This is a genomic window from Geothrix fermentans DSM 14018, assembly GCF_000428885.1.
Classification (GTDB): Bacteria; Acidobacteriota; Holophagae; order Holophagales; family Holophagaceae; genus Geothrix; species Geothrix fermentans.
Genome location: NZ_KE386810.1, coordinates 318,890 through 341,636, shown reverse-complemented (window position 1 = coordinate 341,636; position 22,747 = coordinate 318,890). Strand labels below are relative to the sequence as shown.

Genomic DNA, 22,747 nt, shown 5'->3' with positions numbered 1-22,747 from the left:
CTCAGCCCTTGGATCCCAGCTTGGATTCCAGCCAGGACTTGATGCGGTTCGCATCGCCCAGGCGCGAGTACTTGCCCCAGGAATCCAGCAGGATGATGAGCACGGGGCGGTTGGCCAGCATGGCCTGCATCACGAGGCAGCGTCCGGCTTCCTCGATGTAGCCGGTCTTGGAGAGGCCGATGTTCCAGCGGGGGTTGCGCACCAGGGCATTGGTGTTGGGGAACTGGATGCTGCGGCGGCCGGCCTGGATGGTGGTCTCCGGCCGGGTGCTGAAGTCGCGGATCTCGGGGTAGCGGTAGGCCGCGTCCATGATGCGGGCCAGGTCGTGGGCGGAGGCCACGTTTCCGGCGGACAGGCCCGTGGGGTCCTCGAACTTCGTCTCCTCCAGGCCCAGGGCCTTGGCCTTGGCGTTCATGGCCTCGACGAAGGCGGTGAGGCCGCCGGGGAAGGTGCGGCCCAAGGCGTGGGCGGCCCGGTTCTCCGAGGCCAGCAGGGCCAACAGGAGGGCCTGCTCCCGGGGCAGGCGGGTACCCACGGGGAGACGGGACTTGCTGTGGCGCAGCATGTCCATGTCATCGCGGGTGATGGTGAGCATCTCCCGGGGGTCCAGCTGGGCGTCCAGCAGGACCATGGCGGTCATGAGCTTGGTGAGGGAGGCGATGGGCTGGACGGCTCCGGCCTGCTTCTCGATCAGGGGCTGGCCTGTGGCCTGGTCCAGGACCAAGGCGGAGGCGGACTTGAGCGAGAGCTTGGCGGTGGGGCGCGCGGCCGCGCTCAGGGCCGTGAGGCCCGCGCAGCACAAAATTCCCACCCACTGGATCCCCCGCTTGAACCCCATGCCTGCTCCATGAAGATAACGATTGTCGTCACTCGTTCCTAGTCTACTGGATCAAGTGGTGGATTCCGCGATAGAAATAACGGTCAGGGCCAGAGCAGGACCAAAAGGCTTAGGTCGGTCACCGCCCAGGCACCCAGCCCCCAGTACATGCCAGTTTCGTGCCGACGATCGGTCCAGCCCCGCCACCCCCGCATCCAGGGCAGGAGGACCCCCAGCCAGGCGGCCAGGGAGAGCGCCATCGGCCAGAGGGGGCGCCCCAGGGCCAGGATCGCGGCGCCGAAGAGCAGGTGGGCCGCCAGGGCTGCGGCCAGGGCCAGGGCCAGGCTCCGGCCCACGCCCACCCGGATCACGAGGGTGCGGTCCCCGCGGCGGGTGTCCTCGGCCACCTGGTAGATCTGGGTCATGGGATAGAGGGTGGCGAAGAGGAAGGCGAAGCCCCAGGAGGCCCGTAGGATGGCGGTGTCGAAGGGGCGCCCCGTGAGGGCCCAGCCCGCCAGGGGCGTGAGGAGGCCGAAGCCGAGGCAGTTGATGAGCAGGTCCCACCCGGCCCGGGCTTTGAGGCGCACCGGGGGCACCGAATACAGGACGCTCATGATCACGCAGGCCAGGTTGATCCAGGCGAAGGGCCGGGGCAGGAGGAAGCCCAGCCCCGCCGAAGCGGCCAGCAGGGCGGAGGAGAAGGCCAGCAGATGCTCGGGGGGCCTGGGCGGCGCCTTCAGGTAGCCGATGTCGCCCTCGTCCTGGTCGAAGGCGCTGTTGATGGCCAGGGTGCCGCCATTGAGCAGGGCCACGAAGACGAACCAGCCCAGCAGCGTAGGGCGGACCCGCAGGGCCCAGCCGCCGGCCAGCAGCGTGCCCAGGAGGAAGTGGGCCGACATGATGGGCCACTCCAGGGGCCGCAGGTGCAGCAGGTAGGCCATCGTCCGGGGTCCGAGGAGGCCCTGGAAGAGGCGCCGGATGGGGAAGCGGGGGGCCCCCCCGGTCACGCGATGCCTTCGCGCCGCAGGGTCTGGACCTCGCCGGAGGGGCGGCGGGGCTCCACCAAGGTCTCCATGGCGGCGAGCAGGTGGGGCACGCTGAAGTCCGTGTCCACGCACATGCCGTGGGGCAGGCCCAGGGAAATCACGTAGCAGGGGATCTCGGGCATCTTCGTGAGGCCCTTGAGCAGGCGGTCCGAGCAGCTCACGGCCACCACCAGATCGGGCCGGTATTCCCGGGCCTCCCGGTAGGCCTTGTGGCTGCGGTTGGTGATGCGGCCCTCCCAGCGGTTGGTCAGCACCAGGTTCATGTAGTCGCCCACGGGGCAGAGGCCGCAGTCGTAGCAGGCCTGGAGGTCATCGAGGATGCCGGCCTTGCAGCGGGCGAGTTGGATGCAGTGGGGCAGCAGGATGAGAGCCCGCTTGGCCCGGCGGCCGCAGAAGGCCTCCCGGACGCGCCGGTTGTTGTGGCCGCAGTAGGAGAGGATCCAGGCCTCCTCCAGGTGCAGCCAGCGGGCCAGGGGCCGGAAGGCCTGGGCCCAGAGGCTGTCCTGACGGCGGGCGGTGGTGCGGCTCGGGTGGGACGCATCGCCCCGCAGGAAGCTGGGCCAGACGGCCGCGAGGGCGGCCACGCCGCCCAGCAGCCACCACCCGCGGCCGGCGGTGTGGAGCGCCGCTCCCAGGAAGGCAAAGGCCGCGGCCGCCAGGGGCAGGCCCCGGCGGACCCAGAGGAACAGCGCGCCCCGCTCCTCCGGCAGGACGCCGGGAGGCGGCAGGGCGCGGGACTCCTTCACTTGGAGGCTCCGGCCAGGCCGATGATCTTCTTCAGGTCATCATCCTTCCAGCGGAGGCCGCCGCCGAAGAAGACCGTGCGGAGGTCCTTGTTGCCGATGTCCTGGACACCGGCCTGCACGTAGGCGCCCTTCCAGAACTGGTAGCTGGTGGTGAAGCGGTAGCGCGGGTTCGGCTTCTCCGGGCGCTTCGTGAAGTCATAGGCCAGCAGGCCGAGACGCAGGCGGTCGTTGTCCAGGGTGCGGAGCTCCACGCCGCCGCCGCCCTTGCCTTCCACGATGCCCGCGGAGAAGACGGCGGCGCCCAGGCGCTTGGCGAACTGGGCCGACACGGTGAAGCTCTGGTCGGTGGTCACGAACCGGTTCTTTTCGAGCACGCTCACGGTCTGGCCCGTGATGGGATCGATCTGGGTGACGGTCCGGGTGCTCTCGCTGAGCTTGCCGTCCGGCGTGGAGGCGAAGCCCAGGGCGTACCAGTAGTCCGGCTTGGGCGCGATCTCGAGGCCGAGGGCCACGCGGCTGTCCTTGCGCTTGTCCCACTGGGCCGCGTCCATGTCGAGGCGGAACTCCATCTTGTTGAAGCCGCCGAGCAGGCCGTTCACGTTGTCCACGGCCTCGTTGATCTTCTTGATGGTGGTCTCGTCGTTGAGCAGCTTGCCGATGGTGCCCTGGCCGTTGTTGATGCGGTCCGTGAGGACCTTGAGGTTGTCCGCGGTGCCCTGGAAGCTCTGGGCCAGCTTGCGCACGTCGCTCATCACGCCCTTCAGCTCAGGCCGGTTCTCCTCGAGGATGGCGTTGAGGTTCTTGCCCACGGTCTCGAACTGCTGGGCCAGCTTGGGCAGCTTGTCCCGCAGGTCGGCGGTGATGGCCTCGACGTTGCCCATGGTGTTGTTGATGGCGCTGTGGTTCTCCTGGGCCATGGAGCGGAACTCGGCGGTCAGCACGCGGATGTTGTCCACGATCTCGTCGAGTTTCTGACGCCCCTGCTCGCCGCCGATGGACTCGTTCAGCGCCTGGGTGACGCCCTTCACGTTCTTGCCGATGTCCGCCAGGGTCTCCATGAGGTTGTCGAGGCTGACGCCGGCCTTGCTGGGCAGGGGCTGGCCCTCGGGGAAGGGCCCCTTGGCGCTGTGGCCCGTATCCAGGTCGATGAACTTCTCGCCCAGGATGCCGATGGAGCCCAGCGACACGAAGGCGTCCGCATAGATCGGCACGGCAGGGTCCAGGCCCACCACCACACGGGCCTTGCCGCCATCGAGGGTGATGGTGCGGACATCGCCCACCTTCACGCCGGCGATGCGCACGGCGCTCTGGACATTGAGGCCCGCCACGGAATCGAAGTAGGTGAAGCGCTCCGCCTGGTTCTTCTTGCCGCCGATCTCCAGCTTCTCGGAGCGGAAGACCAGCACGCCGAGAAGCACGATGGCGCCCGTGAAGAAGAGTCCGACCTTGGTTTCGGCCTTCATGATTGGACCTCCTTGGGTTTGCGCTTGGGCGGGGGCGGATCCTGGAGGAAGGGGCCTTCGGCGTCGCCCCTCAGGAACTGCTGGATGACGGGATGTGGGTTCACCTTGAAATCCGCGGGCGGCTCGCAGGCCAGGCACTCGCCCCGGAAGAGCAGGGCGATGCGGTCGGCGATCTCGAAGGCGGACTTCAGGTCGTGGGTGATGGTGATGGTGGTGACGCCCAGTTCGTGCTTGAGGTCGAGGATCACGCGGCCGATGACGTCGGTCATCACGGGATCCAGGCCCGTGGTGGGCTCGTCGAAGAGGAGGATCTTGGGCTTGAGGGCGATGGCCCGGGCGAAGCCCACGCGGCGCTTCATGCCGCCGGACAGCTCCGCGGGCTTCAGCTTGTCGGTGCCCTTCATGCCCACGAGGGAGAGGCACTCGTCCACGCGGGCCTGGATCTCATCTTCGGTGATGTCGAGGTGGCGGCGGAGCCCGAAGGCCACATTCTCGAAGACGGTCATGGAATCGAAGAGGGCCGCCATCTGGAAGCACATGCCGATGCTCTGGCGGACCTTGAAGAGCTCGTCCCGCTTCAACTGGGCGATGATCTTCCCCTCGATGGCCACGTGCCCGGAGTCCGGCGTGAGCAGGCCCATGATGTTGCGCAGCAGCACGGTCTTGCCGGTGCCGGAGCCTCCCAGCACCACGAGGCTCTCACCCTCCTGGACCTGAAGGTTGACGTTGGACAGCACGACCTTCGGACCGAAGGCCTTGGAGAGGTTGACGACGTCGATGAGGGCCATGCCGTCACACCAGCAGGAGCTTGGTCAGGAAGAGGTTACCCCCTCCGCGATCGCAAGCCGAAGGCGCAGCGTGAGTGGGAGCGTGCCACATGCGTGGCGCGCGATCGGGGGAGTCAAGCTGGGTCAAGGTCATACAAGCAGCAACTTGGTCAGGAAGAAGTCGGAGATCAGGATCCACAGCGAGCTGGTCACCACGCTGCTGGTGGGGGCATTGCCCACGCCCTCGGCGCCGCCCTGGGTGCGGTAGCCCTTCCAGCAGCCCACCAGGGCGATGATCATCCCGAAGACCAGGGCCTTGTAGAGCGCGATGCGGAGGTCGCGGAAGGCCAGCAGCTTGTAGAACTCGTGGCTGTAGACGAAGGCGCTCTGCCCCTCCACGCCCACGAGAATGAGGTAGCCGCCCCAGAAGCCCACGTAGATGGAGACCACCGTCAGCAGGGGCACCACCACGATGGAGGCCAGGAAGCGCGGCACGAAGAGGTAGTGGATGGGGTCCGTGGCCAGGCATTCCAGGGCGTCGATCTGTTCCGTCACCTGCATGGTGCCCAGCTCGGCCGCCATGGCCGAGCCGATGCGGCCGGAGAGCATGAGGCCCGTGATCACCGGCCCCAGCTCGCGGACGATGGCCAGGCCCTCCACCTGGGCGGCCAGGCCCTCGGCCTGGAACTGCCGGAAGCCGAAGGCCAGCTGCACGGCGAACACCATGCTCACGGCAACGCTCGTGAGGATCACCACCGGCAGGGAGTGGACGCCCACGGCCTGGAACTGGTTCATCAGGTTCTTGCCGTCGAAGGGGCGCTTGAAGATGGCGGCGAAGGTGCGGCCCGCCAGCGTGGCGAAGTCCCCGGCGGTGTCCAGTGCGGCGAGCACGGTGGCGCCGGTCTTGTCGATGAAGGTCAAAACCATGGGGCTCCGGGGCGCAAAGGACTAGCTTAACCGAGTCTGCTTCTTCTGCCGGTTCCGCAGGCGGGAGGCGCCGCCCTCTTTCTCCGTCTGGGCGGCCCGGCTCAGGGCTAGGGCGTCCGCCGGCACATCGCGGGTGATGGTGCTTCCCGCGCCGATGAGGGCGCCGTCGCCGATGGTCACCGGAGCGACCAGCTGGGTGTCAGAGCCCACGAATACCCGGTCGCCGATGACGGTCCGGTGCTTGTTCACCCCGTCGTAGTTGCAGGTGATGACGCCCGCGCCGATGTTCGTGCCTTCGCCGATCTCCGCGTCGCCAAGGTAGGCCAGGTGGTTGGCCTTGGCGCCGCGGTGGAGCTTCGCCTTCTTGGTCTCCACGAAGTTCCCGATGTGGACGCCTTCCGCCAGGTCCGTGCCTTCCCGCAGCCGCGCGAAGGGCCCCACCTTGGCGCCGGCCCCCACGACGGCCTGCTCGATGACGCAGTAGGGGCGCACCTCCACGCCCTCGCCCAGCACGGCATCCGTGATCACCGTGCCCTGGCCGATGCGGCAGCCTTCGCCGATGCGGACTGCGCCTTCCAGCCGGACTCCGGGTTCCAGCAGGACGTCCCGCGACAGGGCCACCCGCGGACCCACCAGCGTGCTGTCGGGATGGAGGAAGGTCACGCCCTCGGCCATCCAGTAGCGCTGGATGCGCCGCTGCGCCGCCGCCTGGAGCGCGGCCTGGTCCTGCCGGGAGTTCATGCCCGCGAGCTCTTCGGGATCGCAGACCTCCACGGCCACGGCGAGGTCCCGGGCCACAGCGGCCACCGCATCCGTCAGGTAGTACTCCTTCTGGGCGTTCTGGTTCGTCAGGCCCTGGAGGGCCTTCTTCAGGGCGGGCCAGGGCAGGGCATAGGCGCCGCCGTTCACGCGCTGGACCGCCAGCTGCGCCGGCGTGGCGTCCTTGGCCTCCACGATGCCCGAGAGGCGGCCATCGGCCTGCTGGATCACCCGGCCGTAGGATCCGGGGGCAGGCAGGTCCATGGCCAGGAGAAGGGCCTCGGCGGAACAGAGATGCCTCACGGTGGCGGCGGAGGTGAGTGGCACGTCGCCGCAGAGGATGGCCACCTTCCGGGCCCCGAGGCGATCCAGCTCCGGGATGCAGACCTGCAGGGCATGGCCCGTCCCCAGAGGCTCGCCCTGGTCTACCGCGGTGACGGGACAGTGCAGAAGCCCCGCGGCGCGCCAGGCGTCAAGGGCTTCGAGGACGAGTTCCTTGCCGTGGTGGATGACGACGACGGCCCCACCGAGGGCCGGGGGCAGGGTGCGCAGGACCCAGAGCAGGGAGGGGTCACCGAGGATCGGATGCAGGACCTTGGGAAGCCGGGATTTCATGCGGGTTCCGAGTCCCGCCGCCAGGATCACCGCCACTGTCGACATGCCGCCTCCAGCCTCCAGCCTACAACATCACTCTCCGGGGCCCCGCAGCAGCGCCAGCACGGACTGGGCGAAGGCGGCCGGTCCGAAGGGTTTCTCCAGGAAGGCGATCCGGCGCAGGCCCAGGGAGGCCGGATCCATGGGCAGGGGCTGGCCCATGCCGATCACCAGGGTGGGGATGGGCTCCTTCTGGAAGGCTCTCAGCGAACGGTGGAAGCGCTCCAGCTTGGGCGTCCGCTCCAGCACCAGCACATCCGGCTGGGGCTGGCCCCGGCTGCCCCGCAGGAGCTGCGGCAGGTCCTCGAAAGCGACCGATCCTCCCCCCAGCCACTGGACCAGATCGGCCAGGGCGCCCCGCGCCAGGGGATCGCGGTCCACGATCCAGAGCATCCGGCCCGCCAGCAGCGGTCCCTCCAGCGTCCGGGCCGCTGCAGCGGTGGGCAGGTACACCCGCGGCCGCACACCCGCGCGGGTGTCCTGCTCCAGTTCCAGCATGCCGCCGGCTTCGAGGACGGACTGCCGCAGCCAGCCGAGGCCGAACACTTCCCGGGACCAGGTTCCCGCTCCGCCCGCCGTTCCGGCGTGGAGAAGGCCGAAGCCATGACCGCCCAGGTCCGCGGCCTCCAGGGTCAGCACCAGGTCCTCCCGGCCCGTCCGTTCGCGGGCGTGGAGCAGCAGCTGGGTGGCGATGCGCTTCAGGGCTTCCGGCTCCACGGCCAGGGGCACTGCCGCCGCACGGAGGTCCAGCCTCCGGCCCGGCGGGAGGATCCTGCGGAGGCCCGGCAGCAGCGCCTCCAGGACCGCACGCCCCTCCAGCGGACCCCGCTCCGGCACTGGCGGGGACAGCCTGGCCGCAGCCTCCCGCACGAGCCCAGCCGCTTCCCGGAGGGGGCCTTCCGGGGCCTCGGCCACCAGACGGTCCGAGGCTCCCGCGAGGGCCAGCATGGCGTTGGCGCCGAGCCTCCGCCGCTCCTCATCGCCGCCGGAACGGGGCGCAGGGCCGGTCTGCAGGGCCAGGGCTCCGGCGGTGGTGCTGGCGATCCACACCAGGCCCATGCCCCGATCGAAGGCCGAGGCCTCCAGGACCACTTCGCTGAAGGCGCCGTCCTCGCTGACCTGGGTGGCGGCCACGGAGGCGCTCCCGAACTGGATGAGCTGCTCCCGGATGGTCTGCCAGACGGGCAGGTCCCCGCCTTGGAAGAGCGCGTCCAGGGCGTAACCGCGAAGCCTGGACCGGGGCAGGCCCACCAGCTGGCTGAAAGGGCCGTTGGACTCCAGCACCCGTCCCTGGTCGTCCACCAGCCACATGGGCTGCCGCGGGTCGAGACCCACCGCCAGGCCCGGCAGCTCGGCGGGGCCCGCCTTCTCGATGAGGGCCAGGGCCATGCGGAGCCCTTGGCCGCGCCCCTCCACCCAGGCGCCCTTCTCCCGGAGCCACTTGAGCTGCTGGAGGGCGACCAGGCCCAGGAGCAGGCCTGCGAGGATGGCTGAGGGCCAGGACAGCCTGGGCGCGCCCGGCGGCAGCAGGGCCTGGGCCAGCGCGCCCGCGCCCAGGGTGGCCGCGCCCACGAGGGGCATCCGCAGCTCCAGCTGGCGCCCGTGGGTCCACCGGTAGGCCAGATCCGAGAGCACCAGCCAGAGGACGGCCTCGAGGGCCGCGCCGATCCAGAGGTGCAGCACCTCGCGCCAGGGCAGGTGGAGGCGGACCAGCAGGAGGGCCAGGAACACGCTCGCGCCCCCGACCCCCACGGCCAGCCGCCGGGCACCCTGGACGCCCTCACGCTGGGACTGGAGGAAGATGGTGAACCCGAACAGAGCCGCCCCGAGCTGAGCCGTTGCCAGGGGCAGGCCCGTGAGGTGGGCCCAGGGCAGCGCCAGAACCGCGAGGATGCCACCGAGGAAGTAGCCGTAGCTGAGGCCCACGCGGCCCTTGCGGCGGAAGGTCCAGAACCCCAGCCAGGGAGGAAGGGGCAGCAGCAGCGCCGAGATCAGGTCTGCGAAAGCCATGGGGGGGATCCTGTCTGCAAGGCTCTCATGGAATGGCGGCGGGCCACAGGCCGCGGAGGGCGTTCAGGCACCAGAGGCGCCCCCCCTCGCAGGCTTCCAGGGGGATGGGAGCCTGGTCCAGGGCCCAGCCCCGCTCCCCCGCCCAGGCGGCGAGATCCAGGCGCTCGGTCACGCTGGCGACGCGGCCTCCGGCCGGAGGCAGGATGAGCCGTCCGTCGCGCTCCAGGGCCACGGTGGCGATGGCGCTCTCGGCCAGGGTGCCGTCGGGCCAGAGCAGCAGGGCATCCTCCGCGCCCCGCCGCCAGGCTTCCGAGAGCGCCTGGTGACGCCAGGGGCCCGAGAGCCCCTTGTGGGGCGCCAGCGGATCCGCCCGCAGGTTTCCCATGGGGTGGGGCATGGGCGCGAGGCGGTAGGGCGAGGAGGCCACGGGCAGGGGCTCCAGGCGGGCATCCAGGAGCCGGAGATCCAGGTGGAGTTCGAGCCGCAGGGCTGCTTCCTGGGCTGGGTGCCGCTTGAGCCAGTAGGTCAGCTCCTCGGCGGCCTCGTCCAGCCAGGCGGTGGGACGCCCGAGGGCCGCGGCGCCGGCCTGGAGGCGATCCAGGTGGGCCGGCAGGTGGCGGGGGACACCCAGGCGCACGGGAAGCGCGGTGCGCGGCGTGGCGCCAGCCGGGGGCTCCACCGCCGGCAGCGTGGCGCCCGGTCCGAAGGCGGCCCGCAGGGAGGGGCTCAAGGCCCGGTCACCTGGGCGGTCCACGCCTCCCGGCGGGAGCGCCCCGCGAGCCGCACGGCCAGGGCCGCGGCCTCGAGGAAGTTCCTGGGATCCGCGATCCACTTCCCGGCCTTGTCGAAGGCGGTGCCATGGTCCGGGCTGGTGCGGATGAACGGCAGGCCCAGGGTGAGGTTCACGGCGCGGGTGGGCTCCAGCAGCTTGATGGGGATGAGCCCCTGGTCGTGGTACAGGGCCACCACCAGGTCGAACTCGCCGGACACGGCCCGGTGGAAGAGGCTGTCCGAGGGGTGGGGGCCGGAGAACCTGGGGTAGAGGGCGCCCTTCGGCAGGGGCTCCGGGGGGAAGGGGGAGGGCAGGGCGGCGTAGGGACCGGCGGGCCCGGCCTCGCGGAAGGCCGCCTCGGCCCGGTCCCGGGCCTCAACCAGCAGCCCTTCCTCGTCGCCGAAGGCGCCGGATTCCCCGGCGTGGGGGTTGAGGGCGCAGAGGGCCACCCGGAGGTCCGGATTCCCGGTCAGCTGGATGAACCGGCTGGCGGAGAAGGCCAGGGTCTCGGCCACAGCCGCCGCATCCAGGCCGTCCACCACCGACCGCAGGCTCTGATGGACCGTGTGCAGCACCACGGACAGGCGGGGACTCACGAAGGCCATGCGCGCGAGGGGCGCGCCGGCCAGCTCCTGGAGGTATTCCGTGTGGCCGGGGATGGGGTAGCCGGCGAGGTGCGCGGCGGACTTGGCCATGGGCAGGGTGGTGAGGGCGTCCACGGCGCCGGACAGGGCCTGGCTCGCAGCCAGGCGGATGGCCTCCACCGTGGCCCGGCCGGAGGCGGCGGAGCCCTGCCCGAGGGTCAGACGGTCCGCGCGGATCTCGGGCACGGGATCCAGCCACAGGGCGAGGTCCGACCGTCCGGGGCTCTCCACCTCGAGGCCGCAGGCCGTCCCCTGGAAACCCTCGGGGCCAGGCGCCGGGGCGTCCGCCCAGCGCCAGGTGGCGCGGCGCCCCTCCGTGCTCCGGAGCAGATCCACGCCCGCCCGGGAGCCCATCACCACGACCTCCGCCCAGGAACACAGCGTGGGCAGGGACCTCAGCAGCAGCTCGGGCCCGATGCCGCAGGGATCTCCCAGGGTGATGGCGATGCGCGGACGGCGGCTCATGGTGATCCCGGAGGGCGGTTCACCCTCAATCGTAGGCCGCGATCTCCACTTCGGGGGCCAGGGGCTCCTCCTTCTTCGCCGGACGGCTGCGGCGGATCCGGGGCTCCTCCTCCTGCTTGTAGATGTACTTGATGTTGTGCTTGGGCACGAGGATGTTGGGTTCCTTCACCCGGTTGATCTTGAGGCAGTGCTTGTCGTACCACTCGATGACCCCGCGCACCTTCTCGTCATCCTGCAGCACGATCACCATCGGCGTCTTGGACTGCATCTGCTTGAGGTAGTAGAAGCTCTCCGCGTTGGTCTGCTCGGGCGGCGCGATCCGGCGCCGGGGACTTCCAAGCCCCTGCGGGGCCGTGGCGGCGGCGGGGTTCACCGCCGGATTGGGCTCCCCGCTCGCGGTCATGGCAGGGGGGACCGGAGTCATGACTTCCCCGCCGCCCCCCTTGGCGGGAATGCCCAGCTTGTCCTTGAGTTCGCTGAGGTTCGGTCGGATGAGCTTGCGATTCATGGCATATCCTGGCCCGGTGGGCATGCGGAGGATGTCAAAGGCATTGGCGGATGGCCACTCTCTTTCATGCCTGGCCGGTGCCTGCCTCAGGGGCAGGTGCCGAAAGCAGTGGAAGGGATGAACCACTTTGGCAGGTGCCAAGTGGACCCTGCAAGGGTGTGTCCTGATTTAGATGATGGAAAGCTGCCGGAAGTTTACGCCGGATCTGCTGGTTCCGCCAATGCACCTTCGGATGGGTGTATTGGTAGTAAAATGCCGACTCGAGTCCCCGATCCAGGCTCACTCTCGACGTCGATGGTCCAGCCCATGGCTTCCGTGAACTTGTAGACCAGGCTCATGCCCAGGCCGGAGCCCTCCTCGAAGGTGCCGGAAAACGGCACGAAGAGGCGGTCCAGCTGGCCGGGGCCCATGCCGCACCCGTTGTCCTCCACCAGCAATCGGATCCGGTTCCCGCTGAGCGAGGCGGAGAGGCTGACGAGCGGAGCCGGGACATCCTTCACCGCCTTCCGCGCATTGCTCAGCAGGTTCATGAGCATGCGGTGCAGGCCCACCGGATCCGCCAGGAGGGAGGCCTGGGGTGGTTCCCGCAGGGCGAGGGCGAGCCCCTCCGTGCGGGGATCCATCTCCCAGCTCGCCCGCACCTCCTCCAGGACGCGGGGAAGCGACAGCACCTGGCCGGGACCGGCCTCGGGGCGGGCGAAGTCGAGGAAGTCGGAGACGATGGCGCCCACCCGTTGGGTCTCCCGGTCCAGGATGCCGAGCACGCGCGTCCTGACCTCCTCGGGGGATTCCTGGCGGTGCAGCAACTGCACGCAGCCGGTGATGGATGCGAGGGGATTGCGGAGCTCGTGGGCGAGTCCCGCCGCCAGCTGGCCGATGGCCGCCAGCCGCTCGCTGATGCGGGTGCGCTCCTCAAGGGCCTTGAGCTCGGTCAGATCCTGGAACAGCACCAGCTGGCCCGTCTCCTGCCCGCCGGCGCCGCGGAGGGAGGTCAGATGCCCACCCAGGATCCGGGGGTTCCGTCCCCCCGCTGGCAGGGTCAGCTCGAAGCGTTGCTGGGCCAGGATCGAATCGCCCAGGGGGAGGACCTCCTGGATGGGTGCGCCCAGGGGCACGGGCCGCCCGAGGATCGCCACGGCGGCGGGGTTCGCGGAGGTGATCCGCCCTTCGGAATCGAGCGTGATGAGCCCGGACGACATGGAATCCACCACGCGGCGGTGGAGGGCGGACAGCTCGTCCACCGTGGCTTCGCTGGCGCTCAGATCCGTGCGCAGACGCTCGACATTCCTCCGGATCAGCACCACCACCAGCGTCGTGGCGAAAATCTGGAGCGAGGCGATGCCCAGCAGGAAGGGCAGGCGGCCCCCTTCCAGATCGAGCCCAGCTCCCGACAGGCCGAAGGGCGGAATCAGGCCGAGGCTGAAGCCCAGTACCAGCAGGATGTGCGAGATCGAGGAGGCCACCCCCACCCAGACGATCTCCGAGGTCCCGAGGTAGAAGGCGGAGGCCAGCACCGGGAAGATGTAGAGCGTGGAGAAGCGCTCCTGGACCACGCCCTGGTAGGCGATGACCAGGGTGACCAGGGCCAGGTCCAGCACGAGGTTCCACCAGATCCAGGACACTCCCGGAGTGGGGAAGATCTGGCCCCGTCCCCGCACACCGCGGCTGGCCTCCCAGATGGCCTCCACCAGAAGGATCGCCAGCGCGGCCAGGTAGAGGTCCTCGCCCGGGCCCACGACCCGGCCCTCGGCCGGCAGCGCGAGGTGCAGCACCAGCAGGCCGAAGCTGGCATAGAGCCGGAAGGCGAGGGGGAGGAACGGCTGGCTGGCGTCCGGCGCGCCCAGCCGGCCCAATGTGCGCTGGAGCATGGGCTCCAGCATGCCCGAATCTGGCATCCTAGGGCCATGGCCGATCCCGTCCCCCTCCATTCGCCCTCCCTGCGCGCGGCCGGCATGCGGCAGACGCCCCAGCGGGAGGGGATCCTCCATGTGCTCAAGGCCTCGGACCGGCCGCTCACCGCGGAGGAGATCTGGGAGCGCATGCCGGAGCGCCGCTCGGGCCTACCCACGGTCTACCGCAACCTCGAGCGCTTCGTGCAGGAGGGCTGGGCCGAGAGCATCCTGGGGCCCGACCAGGTGATGCGCTTCGTGCGCTGCGACTCGCCTCGGCACCACCACCACCTCCAGTGCGAGCGCTGCGGGCGCACGGTGGAAGTGGACGCCTGCGGACTGGACGAATCGCTGATCGAACTGGAGAACCTCTCGGGCTTCCGCATCACGCGGCACCAGCTGATGCTCTTCGGCCTCTGTCCCACCTGCCGGTCCGAAAAAGACCGTTGACCGTATCGCGCGCCATTGCTAGTCTTGATGTCTCACGCGGGTGTAACTCAGTGGTAGAGTGCAACCTTGCCAAGGTTGAAGTCGTGGGTTCAAATCCCATCACCCGCTCCACTCCACTCGGGCCGCGCAAGCGGCCCGGATCATGTAGGAAGCCCCACCGCACCAAACGCAAGGCGCCGTAGCCAAGTGGTAAGGCCCGGGACTGCAAATCCTGTATTCATCGGTTCGATTCCGATCGGCGCCTCCAGCACCAGCCCCCGCAAGGGGGCTTTTTCATGCGCCGAGCGGAATCGAAGTCGCGGATGGCGCGCAGGTAGGCCCAGCCGTGCTGCTACGGTGGACACGGAGATCCCTCCCATGAGATGCGCCCCGGCCTTCTGCGCCTGCCTCTTCGCCTGCCTGCCTGGCCTCGCACAGGCGTCGCTCGCCCCCTCGGCCGCGCCGCCCCGGCGGCCCTCGCTGGAAGAGGTGCGGAAGGCCATGGGAATCCCGTCCCAGGGGGATCTCCGTGGTCAGCAGGATGTGGTGGGATTCGCATCCACGGCAGCGCAGATGGCCAAGGTGTGGAAGCGGTCAGCCCTCCCCCCGGCCCCGGAGGCGCTGGGACCCATGCCCGCGCCCGGTGTGGCGGGTCTGCTCTGCCCGCACGACGACTACCTCTACGCGGGCCGTGTGTACCGCCAGCTCGTGCCGCTGGTGAAGGCCCGGACCATCGTGCTGGTGGGCGTCTTCCACAAGTACCGCCGCTTCGGGGCCAAGGACGCCCTGGTGTTTGACCCCTATCGTGCCTGGCGCTCCCCGGACGGGGAGATCAGGGTCTCCGGCCTGCGGGAGGATCTGCTGGCGCGGATGCCCGCCGGGGAGGTCCTCCGCGACGCAGCCATGCAGGACAGCGAGCACTCCGTCGAGGCCATCGCCTACTGGCTGAAGCACCAGGATCCGGCGGTGGAGATCGTGCCTGTCCTGGTGCCCTCCGCGTCCTTCCCGCGCTTCCAGGAGCTGGCCTCGCACTTGGGGAAGGCCCTAGCCGAAGCCATGAAGGTCCGCGGCTGGTCCCTCGGCCGGGATCTGGCCATCGTCATCTCCTCCGACGGCATCCACTACGGCGAGGACTTCAAGTACACGCCCCACGGTGCGGGCGGCGTGGCGGCCTACACCGAGGCCACCGAGCGGGACCGCCGGCTCCTGACGGGCCCCCTGGCGGGGCCGGTGTCGGCGGCGAAGGCCCAGGATTTCTATGCGACCGTGGTGAACCCGCAGGACCCCGACCAGTACCGCATGCCCTGGTGCGGCCGCTTTTCGATCCCCTTCGGTCTGCTGCTCCTGGAGGAGACCGCGCGGGGTCTTGGCTCCTCCGGTCCCGTGGGCCATCCCGTGGCCTTCGGCACCTCCATCAGCTTCCCCCAGGTTCCCGTGCGGGACCTGGGGATGGGGGCGACGGCCGAGGCCAACCTCTACCACTTCGTGAGCTACCCGGGCGTGGCCTACACCCTGGGGAAGTGAACGCGGCCCCTCAGGGACGCGAGTCGATCCAGCCCCCGCCCAGGACCTCGCCGTCCCGGTAGAAGACCACCGCCTGGCCCGCCGCGATGGCCCGCTGGGGCTCGGCGAAGGAGACCTTGATCCGGCCGTCCGGCAGGGGGATGGCCAGCGCCTCGGCCTCCTGGGACCGGCTGCGGATCCGGGCCTGACAGGCCAGGGGGCCCGCCGGTGGCCCATCCACCCAACTCAGCTCGCGCGCCACCAGGTCCCGCCCCAGGAGGTCCGCCTCCCCGCCCACCCATACGGTATTGGTGGCGGGTTCGAGCCGCACCACGTAGAGGGGCTCCGCGTAGGCCACGCCCAGGCCCCGTCGCTGGCCCACAGTGTGACGCCAGTAGCCGTGGTGCCGCCCCAGGACCCGGCCGTCCAGGTGGCGGACCTCGCCCTCTCCCAGGCCAGGATCCCGTCCTTCGGCTTCGAGGAAGGCATCGTAGCGGTCCTGGGTCACGAAGCAGATCTCCTGGCTCTCGGGCTTCTCCGCCAGGTGCAGGCCCAGTTCCGCGCCCAGGCTCCGGACCTCGGCCTTGGTGAGGTGGGCCAGGGGAAACAGGGTCCGGGCCAGGGTGGCCTGGGTGTGATGGAAGAGGAAGTAGCTCTGATCCTTGGCGGGGTCCGAGGCCTTGCGCAGGTGCCACCGCCCGCGCTCTGCCTCAATGGTCGCGTAGTGGCCCGTGGCCACGAAGGGGGCGGCCAGGGCCTCGGCCCGCTCCATCAGGGCAGAGAACTTGAGATGCTGATTGCAACGGATGCAGGGGCTGGGAGTTTCACCGTCCATGTACCCCTGGATGAACCCCTCGATGACCGTCTCCCGGAAGCGGGCCTCGAAGTCCATCACATAGTGGGGAAAGCCCATGTCGTGGGCCACCCGGCGGGCGTCTTGGAAGTCGTCAAGAGTGCAACACCTCCCATCCGAAGTTTGAACGGTCTTCTTGTCGAAGAGCTGCATGGAAATGCCGATGACCTCGTGGCCGGCGCGGTGGAGCAAGGCGGCCATGACGGAGCTGTCCACCCCCCCGGACATGGCCGCGAGGACGCGGTCGCCCGGGCGCAGGGTCGGATGGGTCCGCAGGGGGGCGAGGGCGCGATCGAGCAGGTCGCTCATCTCAGGTCCTCAGGCGCCGGAGGCGGAGCAGGGAGACCGAGAGGAGCAGCAGCAGGGGGGCGAGCACACCCCAGAAGGCTGGAATCTCCGAGGCCCGGGCGGCCCCGCCGAAGAGGGTCTGCAACCCCAGGAACACCAGACCGGCCACGAGGCCGGCGCCCAGGGCCTGGCCGCGTCCCTGGCGAGGTCCCGGGAAGGCGTAGGACAGCATGGCCAGGACCAGGCACGGGCCTGCCAGCCAGCCGAGCAGGCGGGTCCAGAGCATGTAGGACCGCTCCGGATCCGGCGCCCAGCGCTGCCAGTGGAAGAGGTCCGAGGTATGGGCCTCCTCGGCGGAGGCGAAGACGCGCAGGGCCCGAGCGGGGAACAGGCGATCCGCGCTCGGACCCTGGACGAACTCCTGTCCACCCCAGGCCAGGGCATCGGAGTGCGCGGCTCCCAGACGCCAGCGCAGCAGGATCGGGGCCTCGCCCGGAGCCTTCAGCGGAAACCCCCAGCGCTGGTCGGCCTCCAAGTGCCAGAGCACGCCGGTCGATCCCAGGTGGAGCCAGGGCTTGGTGCTGACCTGGATTTCGGACCGGTTGAGGATTTGGCGGTAAAGCCTGTTGGCACGATTCATGGCCACCGGCGCGAGGCCGGCTTGCAGGCCCAGGGTCAGGAGGGCCACTACTCCCCAGGCGAACCGGCTGCTCCAGAGCCACCGCAGAAGGCTGACCCCGCCCGCCCGGAGGGCGAGCCACTCGCGGTTGAGCGCCGCTTCGGACAGGGACAGCAGGGTCCCCAACAGGAAGGCCATCGGGAAGGCGACCGCCAGGAACGGAGGAAGGTTCCAGAGCCAATATTCAACGAAAACAATAAAATGAATGCCGTTTTTGGAAAGGTCTCCCGCAAGGGTGGCGTACTCCACCAGCAGGTTGAGGACCAGGAGGCTCCCCAGGGCGGAGGCCCAGTTGCGCCACCAGGAGAGGGTGGCCCAGTGGCGGAAGATGCCGTGCTGGGTGCCTTTCCCGTGCATCCACCGGGTGGCGGCATCGTGCTTCTCCCGGAGGAAGGTGAGGAGGGGGGCCGTCCACCGGCGCCAGGGACGGGTCAGGGGTCTGAGGTTCCGAAGGAAGCGGCTGGGATGGTGGGGCTTGAGTCGGTGCCGGAAGAGCAGCCACCCACCGAGCAGAAAGGGGACCGGGACCAGGAACAGCACGAAAGGCGATTTCAATTTCTCTGCCAACCACATGTTTTCGAAGAACTTCATGACGAGGTAGTAGAGCATGATGACGCCCAGGCTCTTGAGGATGGCCCCTCCCCGATAGAAGCGCGGATGGCCGAAGCCGACTGCGATGCCCAGCAGGAGCAGGGCCGCGGCCGCCAGGGGCAGGGTGCTCCGGCGGCTCACCTCCAGGGCGGCCTGGAGGCGCAGGTCCCGGTCCCAGGGGGACTCCAGGCCTGGGGCGCCCTTGGCCCGGATCCGCTGGATGAGGGCCGCGGTGCCCTCATAGCGGAGGGGTGTCGGCGGCAGGAGGCGCGTGCCCGCGGAGATGACGAACCGGAGCACCTGGTTCTCCTGGTGGAGGTGGATCACGCTCCCGGAGCCAGTGGGCTGGTAGAGCACGCCCTGGAGCCCCGAGAGATGAAGCTGCAGCTCCGAAGAGCCGTCCGGCTTGGCCTCGAGGGCATAGGTCATGGTCGATGCGGTGAGATGCTGAACCCCCCGGGCGGTGGACTCCATGATGTGGATCTGCCCGCCGGGGGACACCCAGAAGGCCGAGTTGGGCTGGCCAGGCGGGAACCACGGAGGGGCGCCGGGACGGAGGAACCGCGCCTGGGCCTCCTCGGCCATCCGGCCCCGGAGCCTGTGCTGGACTCGGGCTGCGGCGGGAACCAGGAGGTGGGCGTTCAGGGTGGCCAGCACGACCAGCAGCGAGGCCAGGATGGACCAGGGGGCCATCCAGGTCCGTCGACCCGCGCCAAGTCCCTGGGCCGCCACGAGCTCGGAGCCTTCCATCAGCTGCTGGGTCCCGATCAGCCCGCCCAGGACCGCGGCCATGGGGAGGACCATCCCCAGGTTCTCGGGGAGCGAGGTCAGCAGGAGGGGGATCATCCAGCGGAGGGGGGCGCCCTGGGAAAACAGCTCCTTGGAGATGGTCACCATCTCCCAGGACAGGAGCAGGAATCCGTAGAAGAACAGGGCCCCCAGGAACGGGGTGGCCCAGCGGCGGAGGACATATCGGGTCAGAACGGAAGGCACCTTGGGGTCCAGATTTAACTTTCGATAATGTATATTATGTAACCTTGAACCGACACTGAAAACGGGACTCTGCGGCTACAAGACCTTTGCTGTCAGCAGGTCATGGATGTGGATGAGTCCGACGGGACGCTCCGGCTGTCCCACCATGAGGAAGGTGATCTTCCGGGCCTCCATGGTGCCGGCAGCCTCCAGGGCCAGAGCCTCCTCTCCGATCATGGCCGGGGTCCGGGTCATCATCTGCTCCGCCCGGAGGTCGAGGGGATTCCGTCCCTCCCGTTCGGCCGCCTCCAGGGCGCGGCGGATGTCGCCATCGGTGATGACGCCCAGGAGCCTCGGCCCCTCCATGACGCTGGCCATGCCCAGATGGCCCTCCGTCATGGCCCTCAGCACCCGGGTCAGGCCCGCCCCGAGCTCGACGGCGGGCCAGCTCGTGTGCATCAAGAGCTTCACTTTCATGAGTCTGGCGCCAAGACTTCCAGCGGGATGATTCAGGGCGAAGTGGTCCCGGGTGAAGCCCCGGCGGGCCATGAGGCTGGCGGCGAGCAGATCCCCCCAGATCAGCTGGAGGGTGGTGCTGGCCATGGGGGCCAGGTCCAGGGGGCAGCCTTCACCCTGGGGCAGCCGGTAGGTGAAGGTCCAGTGGACCGCCTGGCCGAGGGTGCTCTCGGGACGGGCGGTGATGGCCGCCATGGGAATGCCCAGGCGCACCAGGCTCGGCAGCAGCCGGACCACCTCCTCGCTCTCCCCGCTGTTGGAGAGGGCCAGGACCGTGTCGTCCCCGGTCACCATCCCGAGGTCCCCGTGGAGCGCCTCGGCCGGATGGAGGAACAGGCTGGGGCATCCCGTCGAGGCCAGGGTGGCCGCGACCTTCTGGCCCACGAGCCCGGACTTCCCCATGCCCGTGAGCACCACGCGGCCGGAGCGCGCCAGCACCTGGGCGCACCAGCCGTCCACCTGGGCCGGATCCCAGGTTTCCCGCAGATCCACGAGGGCGGCCTGGGCCGCGTCCAGCACGGCATGTCCGGCCTCGGCGGCCCCTGTGACCTGCTTCTCGTCCTTCACGGTTCCGGCTCCCGATGGGTGATGGGCAAAGGACCCATGCTACCAGCCATTCTCCACCCCCTTCCCCTGCCCCAGGACGGAGAACCGCGCCGGCGTTTGCTACACTGGCCCCGGCCCTGTAGCTCAGCGGTCAGAGCTGGCGGCTCATAACCGCTTGGTCGTGGGTTCGAACCCCACCGGGGCCACCATCTGCACGCTCCGCCGGCGAGGCGCCCGGCGGGGCGGAATCAGACGATCCACTTCCGCAGCTCGCCCTCGGCGAAGTTCAGGTGCGCCAGCATGGCCTCGGAGGCCTTCTGGGGCGAGCCCGAGCGGATGGCCTGCAGGATCTCCGAGTGCTGGTCGATGATCCGCTGGGCGTTCTGGACGTTGTCGTGGTACAGCTGCCGGCGGGCCACGGAGTTGGCCTTGGCGAACTCCTCGGACACGGTCTTGAAGAGCTTGGTGAGCAGGCTGTTGTGGGTCGCCTCCGCCACGGCGTAGTGGAAGGCGGCGTCGAACTCCTCGCCCTTCTCGGAATCCTGCAGGTTGAGCCGTTCCCGCATGCTCGCCAGCATGGACTCGATCTGGTCGAGCTCCTCGAAGGTGGCCCGCTGGGCGGCCAGGCTCGCGGTGGCGGTCTCGAAGATGCGGCGCATCTCGAACATGTCGAGGAGCGAGTTGCGCTCCACCGCCAGGAACATGGCCAGGGGGCGGATGATGTCGTCGGACTCGGTGCCCCGGACGAAGGTGCCCTCGCCGGGCCGGATGTCGATGATGCCGAGCATCTCCAGGGTCCGGATGGCCTCCCGCACGGAGGCCCGGCTGACCTGGAACCGGTCCGCCAGATCGCGCTCGGCGAGGAGCTTATCCCCGGGCTTGAGCTTGCCATCGGCGATGAGCTGCTTAATTTGCTCCACGATCTCTTCGTAGAGGCGCCTGGTCTTGATGGGGGTGAGATCCATGATTCATATCCTAAGTGACCACGAGGTATGTAGATACAAATTGTGACCAAAGCCGTCCATCAATCTGGTTGGTCTGACCACTAGACCCATTGTAGGCTTCTGCCAGGCTCTTTTCCAAAACTCTACCTTCCTATCCCCTACCCCCATCCCTGGAGGCAGCATGACCCCCTGGACCCAAGTCTATTCCCCCGTCGCGGGGAATATCTTCCTCTCCGCGCTGGTGGCCGCGTTGCCGGTCTTCGTATTGCTAGGCTTCCTCGCCAAGCATGTGAAGGCCCACTACTCTGCCATCCTGGGCCTGATCACCTGTTATGTGGTGGCCGTCCTCGTCTACAGGATGCCGGCCGGCATGGCGGGCATGGCCGCGGTGCATGGCGCCCTCTATGGCCTGCTGCCCATCGGCTGGATCGTGCTCAACGCCATCTTCATCTACGACATCACGGTGAAGTCCGGTGATTTCGAGGTGGTGAAGCACTCCATCGCCGGCCTCGCGGCCGACCGCCGCATCCAGGCCCTGCTGATCGCCTTCAGCTTCGGCGCCTTCATCGAGGGCGCGGCGGGCTTCGGCACGCCCGTGGCGATCTCCGCGGCCATGCTGATCGGCCTCGGCTTCCGCCCCCTCCAGGCCGCCGGCATCGCGCTCATCGGCAACACGGCCCCCGTGGCCTATGGCGCCCTGGGCAGCCCCCTCCTCGCCCTCGCCGGCGTGACCGGCCTGCCGCTCGAAATGCTGAGCGCCGCCGCGGGCCGCATCCTGCCCATCTTCTCCCTCATCGTGCCCTTCTGGATCATCTGGACCATGGCCGGGCGCAAAGCGATGATGGAAGTCTGGCCCGCCTGCCTCGTGGCCGGTGGCAGCTTCGCCATCACCCAGTTCCTGGTGAGCAACTTCCACGGCCCCTGGCTGGTGGACATCATCGGCGCCATCGTCTCCATGGTCGCCCTCGTCCTCTTCCTCAAGGTCTGGCAGCCCAAGACCATCTGGCGCTACGAGCACGAGCGCGAGGAGGCCCACGAGTCCGGCCCGAGCCACAACACCGGGAAGATCGTGAAGGCCTGGATGCCCTGGGTGTTCCTGTCCCTGTTCGTGTTCGCCTGGGGCACCCCGCAGGTGAAGACCTTCCTCAACGGCGGCCCCAAGGGCAAGCCGAACTTCCTCTACGGCTACACCGTCAAGAACATCGAAATCCCCCTGCTCCACAACAACGTCCAGAAGGCCCCTCCCGTCGTGGCCAAGGTCTCCAAGGAGCCCGCGGTCTGGACCTTCAACTGGCTCTCCCTCACGGGCACCAGCCTGCTCCTCGCCGGCATCTGCAGCGGCCTGCTGGCCGGGTTCGGCCCCATGGAGCTGGTCAAGATCTTCGGGAAGACCGTCGCCCGCGTGAAGATCTCCCTGCTCACCATCGCCGCCATGCTGGCCCTGGGCTTCACCTCCAAGGCCGCGGGCCTGGACGCCACCATGGGCCTGGCCTTCGCCAGCACCGGTGTCCTCTTCCCCTTCTTCAGCGCCATGCTGGGCTGGCTGGGCGTGGCCCTGACGGGCAGCGATACCTCCTCCAACGTGCTGTTCGGCGGCCTCCAGAAGATCACTGCCCAGCAGCTGGGCCTGAACCCGATCCTCACCGCCGCGGCCAACACCACCGGCGGCGTCATGGGCAAGATGATCGACGCCCAGAGCCTCGTGGTGGCCTCCGTGGCCACCAACCAGCAGGGCGAGGAGGGCACCATCCTCCGCTACGTGTTCTTCCACAGCCTGGCCCTGGCCGCCATGGTCGGCGTGGTGATCTTCCTCTATGCGAAGGTCCTGCCCGCCAACTGGATGCCCCAGCTGCCGCCGGCCCCTGCCACGGTGACGGCGCCTGCTCCGGCCGCCCCGGCCGCTCCGGCCACCCTGCCCGCCCCCGCCCCTGCCAAGTAGACCGGGCGGCATCCTGACGT

Annotated in this window: 19 protein-coding genes and 3 tRNA genes; 6 read left to right on the top strand and 16 right to left on the bottom strand. The window is 69.2% G+C overall.

All coding sequences use genetic code 11. The annotated features are described in order from the left end of the window. Nucleotide 1: 1 nt before the first annotated feature. The 12 genes from G398_RS18205 to G398_RS0112025 all read right to left on the bottom strand — a co-directional run bounded on the left by G398_RS18205 (nt 2) and on the right by G398_RS0112025 (nt 13,458). Entirely contained in the window at nt 2-838 is an 837-nt protein-coding gene (locus G398_RS18205; RefSeq protein WP_052571900.1) for a serine hydrolase, read from the bottom strand. 83 nt (nt 839-921) lie between these two features. Further along, on the bottom strand, nt 922-1,824 hold the full coding sequence (locus G398_RS0112080) for a UbiA family prenyltransferase (RefSeq protein WP_026853774.1): 903 nt from the start codon (nt 1,822-1,824) through the stop codon (nt 922-924). Next, nucleotides 1,821-2,609, bottom strand: a complete 789-nt coding sequence (locus tag G398_RS0112075; RefSeq protein ID WP_026853773.1) for a DUF116 domain-containing protein — start codon at nt 2,607-2,609, stop codon at nt 1,821-1,823. The genes G398_RS0112080 and G398_RS0112075 overlap by 4 nt, the downstream gene beginning before the upstream one ends. Further along, on the bottom strand, nt 2,606-4,072 hold the full coding sequence (locus G398_RS0112070) for an MlaD family protein (protein ID WP_052571899.1): 1,467 nt from the start codon (nt 4,070-4,072) through the stop codon (nt 2,606-2,608). Before G398_RS0112070 ends, G398_RS0112075 begins: the two co-directional genes overlap by 4 nt. Next, nucleotides 4,069-4,860 (bottom strand): ABC transporter ATP-binding protein, encoded by a 792-nt coding sequence (locus G398_RS18195; RefSeq protein ID WP_052571898.1) that lies wholly within the window; start codon nt 4,858-4,860, stop codon nt 4,069-4,071. Before G398_RS18195 ends, G398_RS0112070 begins: the two co-directional genes overlap by 4 nt. Before the next feature lie 129 nt (nt 4,861-4,989). Beyond that, on the bottom strand, nt 4,990-5,766 hold the full coding sequence (locus G398_RS0112055) for an MlaE family ABC transporter permease (RefSeq protein WP_026853771.1): 777 nt from the start codon (nt 5,764-5,766) through the stop codon (nt 4,990-4,992). Nucleotides 5,767-5,787: 21 nt separating this feature from the next. Continuing rightward, nucleotides 5,788-7,185, bottom strand: coding sequence for a bifunctional UDP-N-acetylglucosamine diphosphorylase/glucosamine-1-phosphate N-acetyltransferase GlmU (gene glmU / locus G398_RS0112050; protein WP_026853770.1), 1,398 nt, complete (start codon nt 7,183-7,185; stop codon nt 5,788-5,790). A 27-nt stretch (nt 7,186-7,212) separates the two neighbouring features. Next, the gene (locus tag G398_RS0112045) at nt 7,213-9,189 is read right to left on the bottom strand and encodes a PAS domain-containing protein (RefSeq protein WP_026853769.1); all 1,977 of its coding nucleotides are present in this window, start codon (nt 9,187-9,189) and stop codon (nt 7,213-7,215) included. Between the two features lie 25 nt (nt 9,190-9,214). Continuing rightward, nucleotides 9,215-9,943, bottom strand: a complete 729-nt coding sequence (locus tag G398_RS0112040; RefSeq protein WP_169720664.1) for an aminotransferase class IV — start codon at nt 9,941-9,943, stop codon at nt 9,215-9,217. Further along, entirely contained in the window at nt 9,916-11,070 is a 1,155-nt protein-coding gene (locus G398_RS18190) for a PdxA family dehydrogenase (RefSeq protein ID WP_052571897.1), read from the bottom strand. The genes G398_RS0112040 and G398_RS18190 overlap by 28 nt, the downstream gene beginning before the upstream one ends. A gap of 25 nt (nt 11,071-11,095) precedes the next feature. After that, nucleotides 11,096-11,578, bottom strand: a complete 483-nt coding sequence (locus G398_RS18185; RefSeq protein ID WP_052571896.1) for an Hfq-like protein — start codon at nt 11,576-11,578, stop codon at nt 11,096-11,098. Between the two features lie 194 nt (nt 11,579-11,772). Continuing rightward, nucleotides 11,773-13,458: a two-component system sensor histidine kinase NtrB gene (locus G398_RS0112025; RefSeq protein ID WP_026853767.1), complete on the bottom strand. Its 1,686-nt coding sequence runs from the start codon at nt 13,456-13,458 to the stop codon at nt 11,773-11,775. Between the two features lie 24 nt (nt 13,459-13,482). Here G398_RS0112025 and G398_RS18180 point away from each other — a divergent pair, with 24 nt between their 5' ends. The 4 genes from G398_RS18180 to amrB all read left to right on the top strand — a co-directional run bounded on the left by G398_RS18180 (nt 13,483) and on the right by amrB (nt 15,420). Further along, nucleotides 13,483-13,917 carry a Fur family transcriptional regulator gene (locus G398_RS18180; protein ID WP_052571895.1) on the top strand — a complete coding sequence of 145 codons (435 nt, stop codon included), beginning with the start codon at nt 13,483-13,485 and terminating at the stop codon, nt 13,915-13,917. A 36-nt stretch (nt 13,918-13,953) separates the two neighbouring features. Next, a tRNA-Gly gene (locus G398_RS0112015) sits at nt 13,954-14,028 on the top strand. 61 nt (nt 14,029-14,089) lie between these two features. Next, nucleotides 14,090-14,164, top strand: a tRNA-Cys gene (locus G398_RS0112010). A gap of 110 nt (nt 14,165-14,274) precedes the next feature. Continuing rightward, nucleotides 14,275-15,420 carry an AmmeMemoRadiSam system protein B gene (gene amrB, locus G398_RS18175; protein ID WP_052571894.1) on the top strand — a complete coding sequence of 382 codons (1,146 nt, stop codon included), beginning with the start codon at nt 14,275-14,277 and terminating at the stop codon, nt 15,418-15,420. A 10-nt stretch (nt 15,421-15,430) separates the two neighbouring features. Here amrB and mnmA read toward each other — a convergent pair whose 3' ends face one another. The 3 genes from mnmA to G398_RS0111990 form a co-directional block, all read right to left on the bottom strand. Beyond that, nucleotides 15,431-16,561, bottom strand: a complete 1,131-nt coding sequence (gene mnmA, locus G398_RS0112000) for a tRNA 2-thiouridine(34) synthase MnmA (protein WP_084512568.1) — start codon at nt 16,559-16,561, stop codon at nt 15,431-15,433. 1 nt (nt 16,562) lies between these two features. Beyond that, nucleotides 16,563-18,803 carry an LptF/LptG family permease gene (locus G398_RS0111995; RefSeq protein ID WP_026853765.1) on the bottom strand — a complete coding sequence of 747 codons (2,241 nt, stop codon included), beginning with the start codon at nt 18,801-18,803 and terminating at the stop codon, nt 16,563-16,565. A gap of 75 nt (nt 18,804-18,878) precedes the next feature. Then, on the bottom strand, nt 18,879-19,865 hold the full coding sequence (locus tag G398_RS0111990; protein ID WP_026853764.1) for a KpsF/GutQ family sugar-phosphate isomerase: 987 nt from the start codon (nt 19,863-19,865) through the stop codon (nt 18,879-18,881). Between the two features lie 112 nt (nt 19,866-19,977). On the opposite strand from G398_RS0111990, the gene G398_RS0111985 reads away from it, so the two are divergent. Then, a tRNA-Ile gene (locus G398_RS0111985) sits at nt 19,978-20,053 on the top strand. A 39-nt stretch (nt 20,054-20,092) separates the two neighbouring features. Here G398_RS0111985 and G398_RS0111980 read toward each other — a convergent pair. Beyond that, nucleotides 20,093-20,809 carry a FadR/GntR family transcriptional regulator gene (locus G398_RS0111980; RefSeq protein WP_043484905.1) on the bottom strand — a complete coding sequence of 239 codons (717 nt, stop codon included), beginning with the start codon at nt 20,807-20,809 and terminating at the stop codon, nt 20,093-20,095. A gap of 160 nt (nt 20,810-20,969) precedes the next feature. On the opposite strand from G398_RS0111980, the gene G398_RS18170 reads away from it, so the two are divergent. Continuing rightward, on the top strand, nt 20,970-22,727 hold the full coding sequence (locus tag G398_RS18170; RefSeq protein WP_052571893.1) for an L-lactate permease: 1,758 nt from the start codon (nt 20,970-20,972) through the stop codon (nt 22,725-22,727). Nucleotides 22,728-22,747 lie beyond the last annotated feature (20 nt).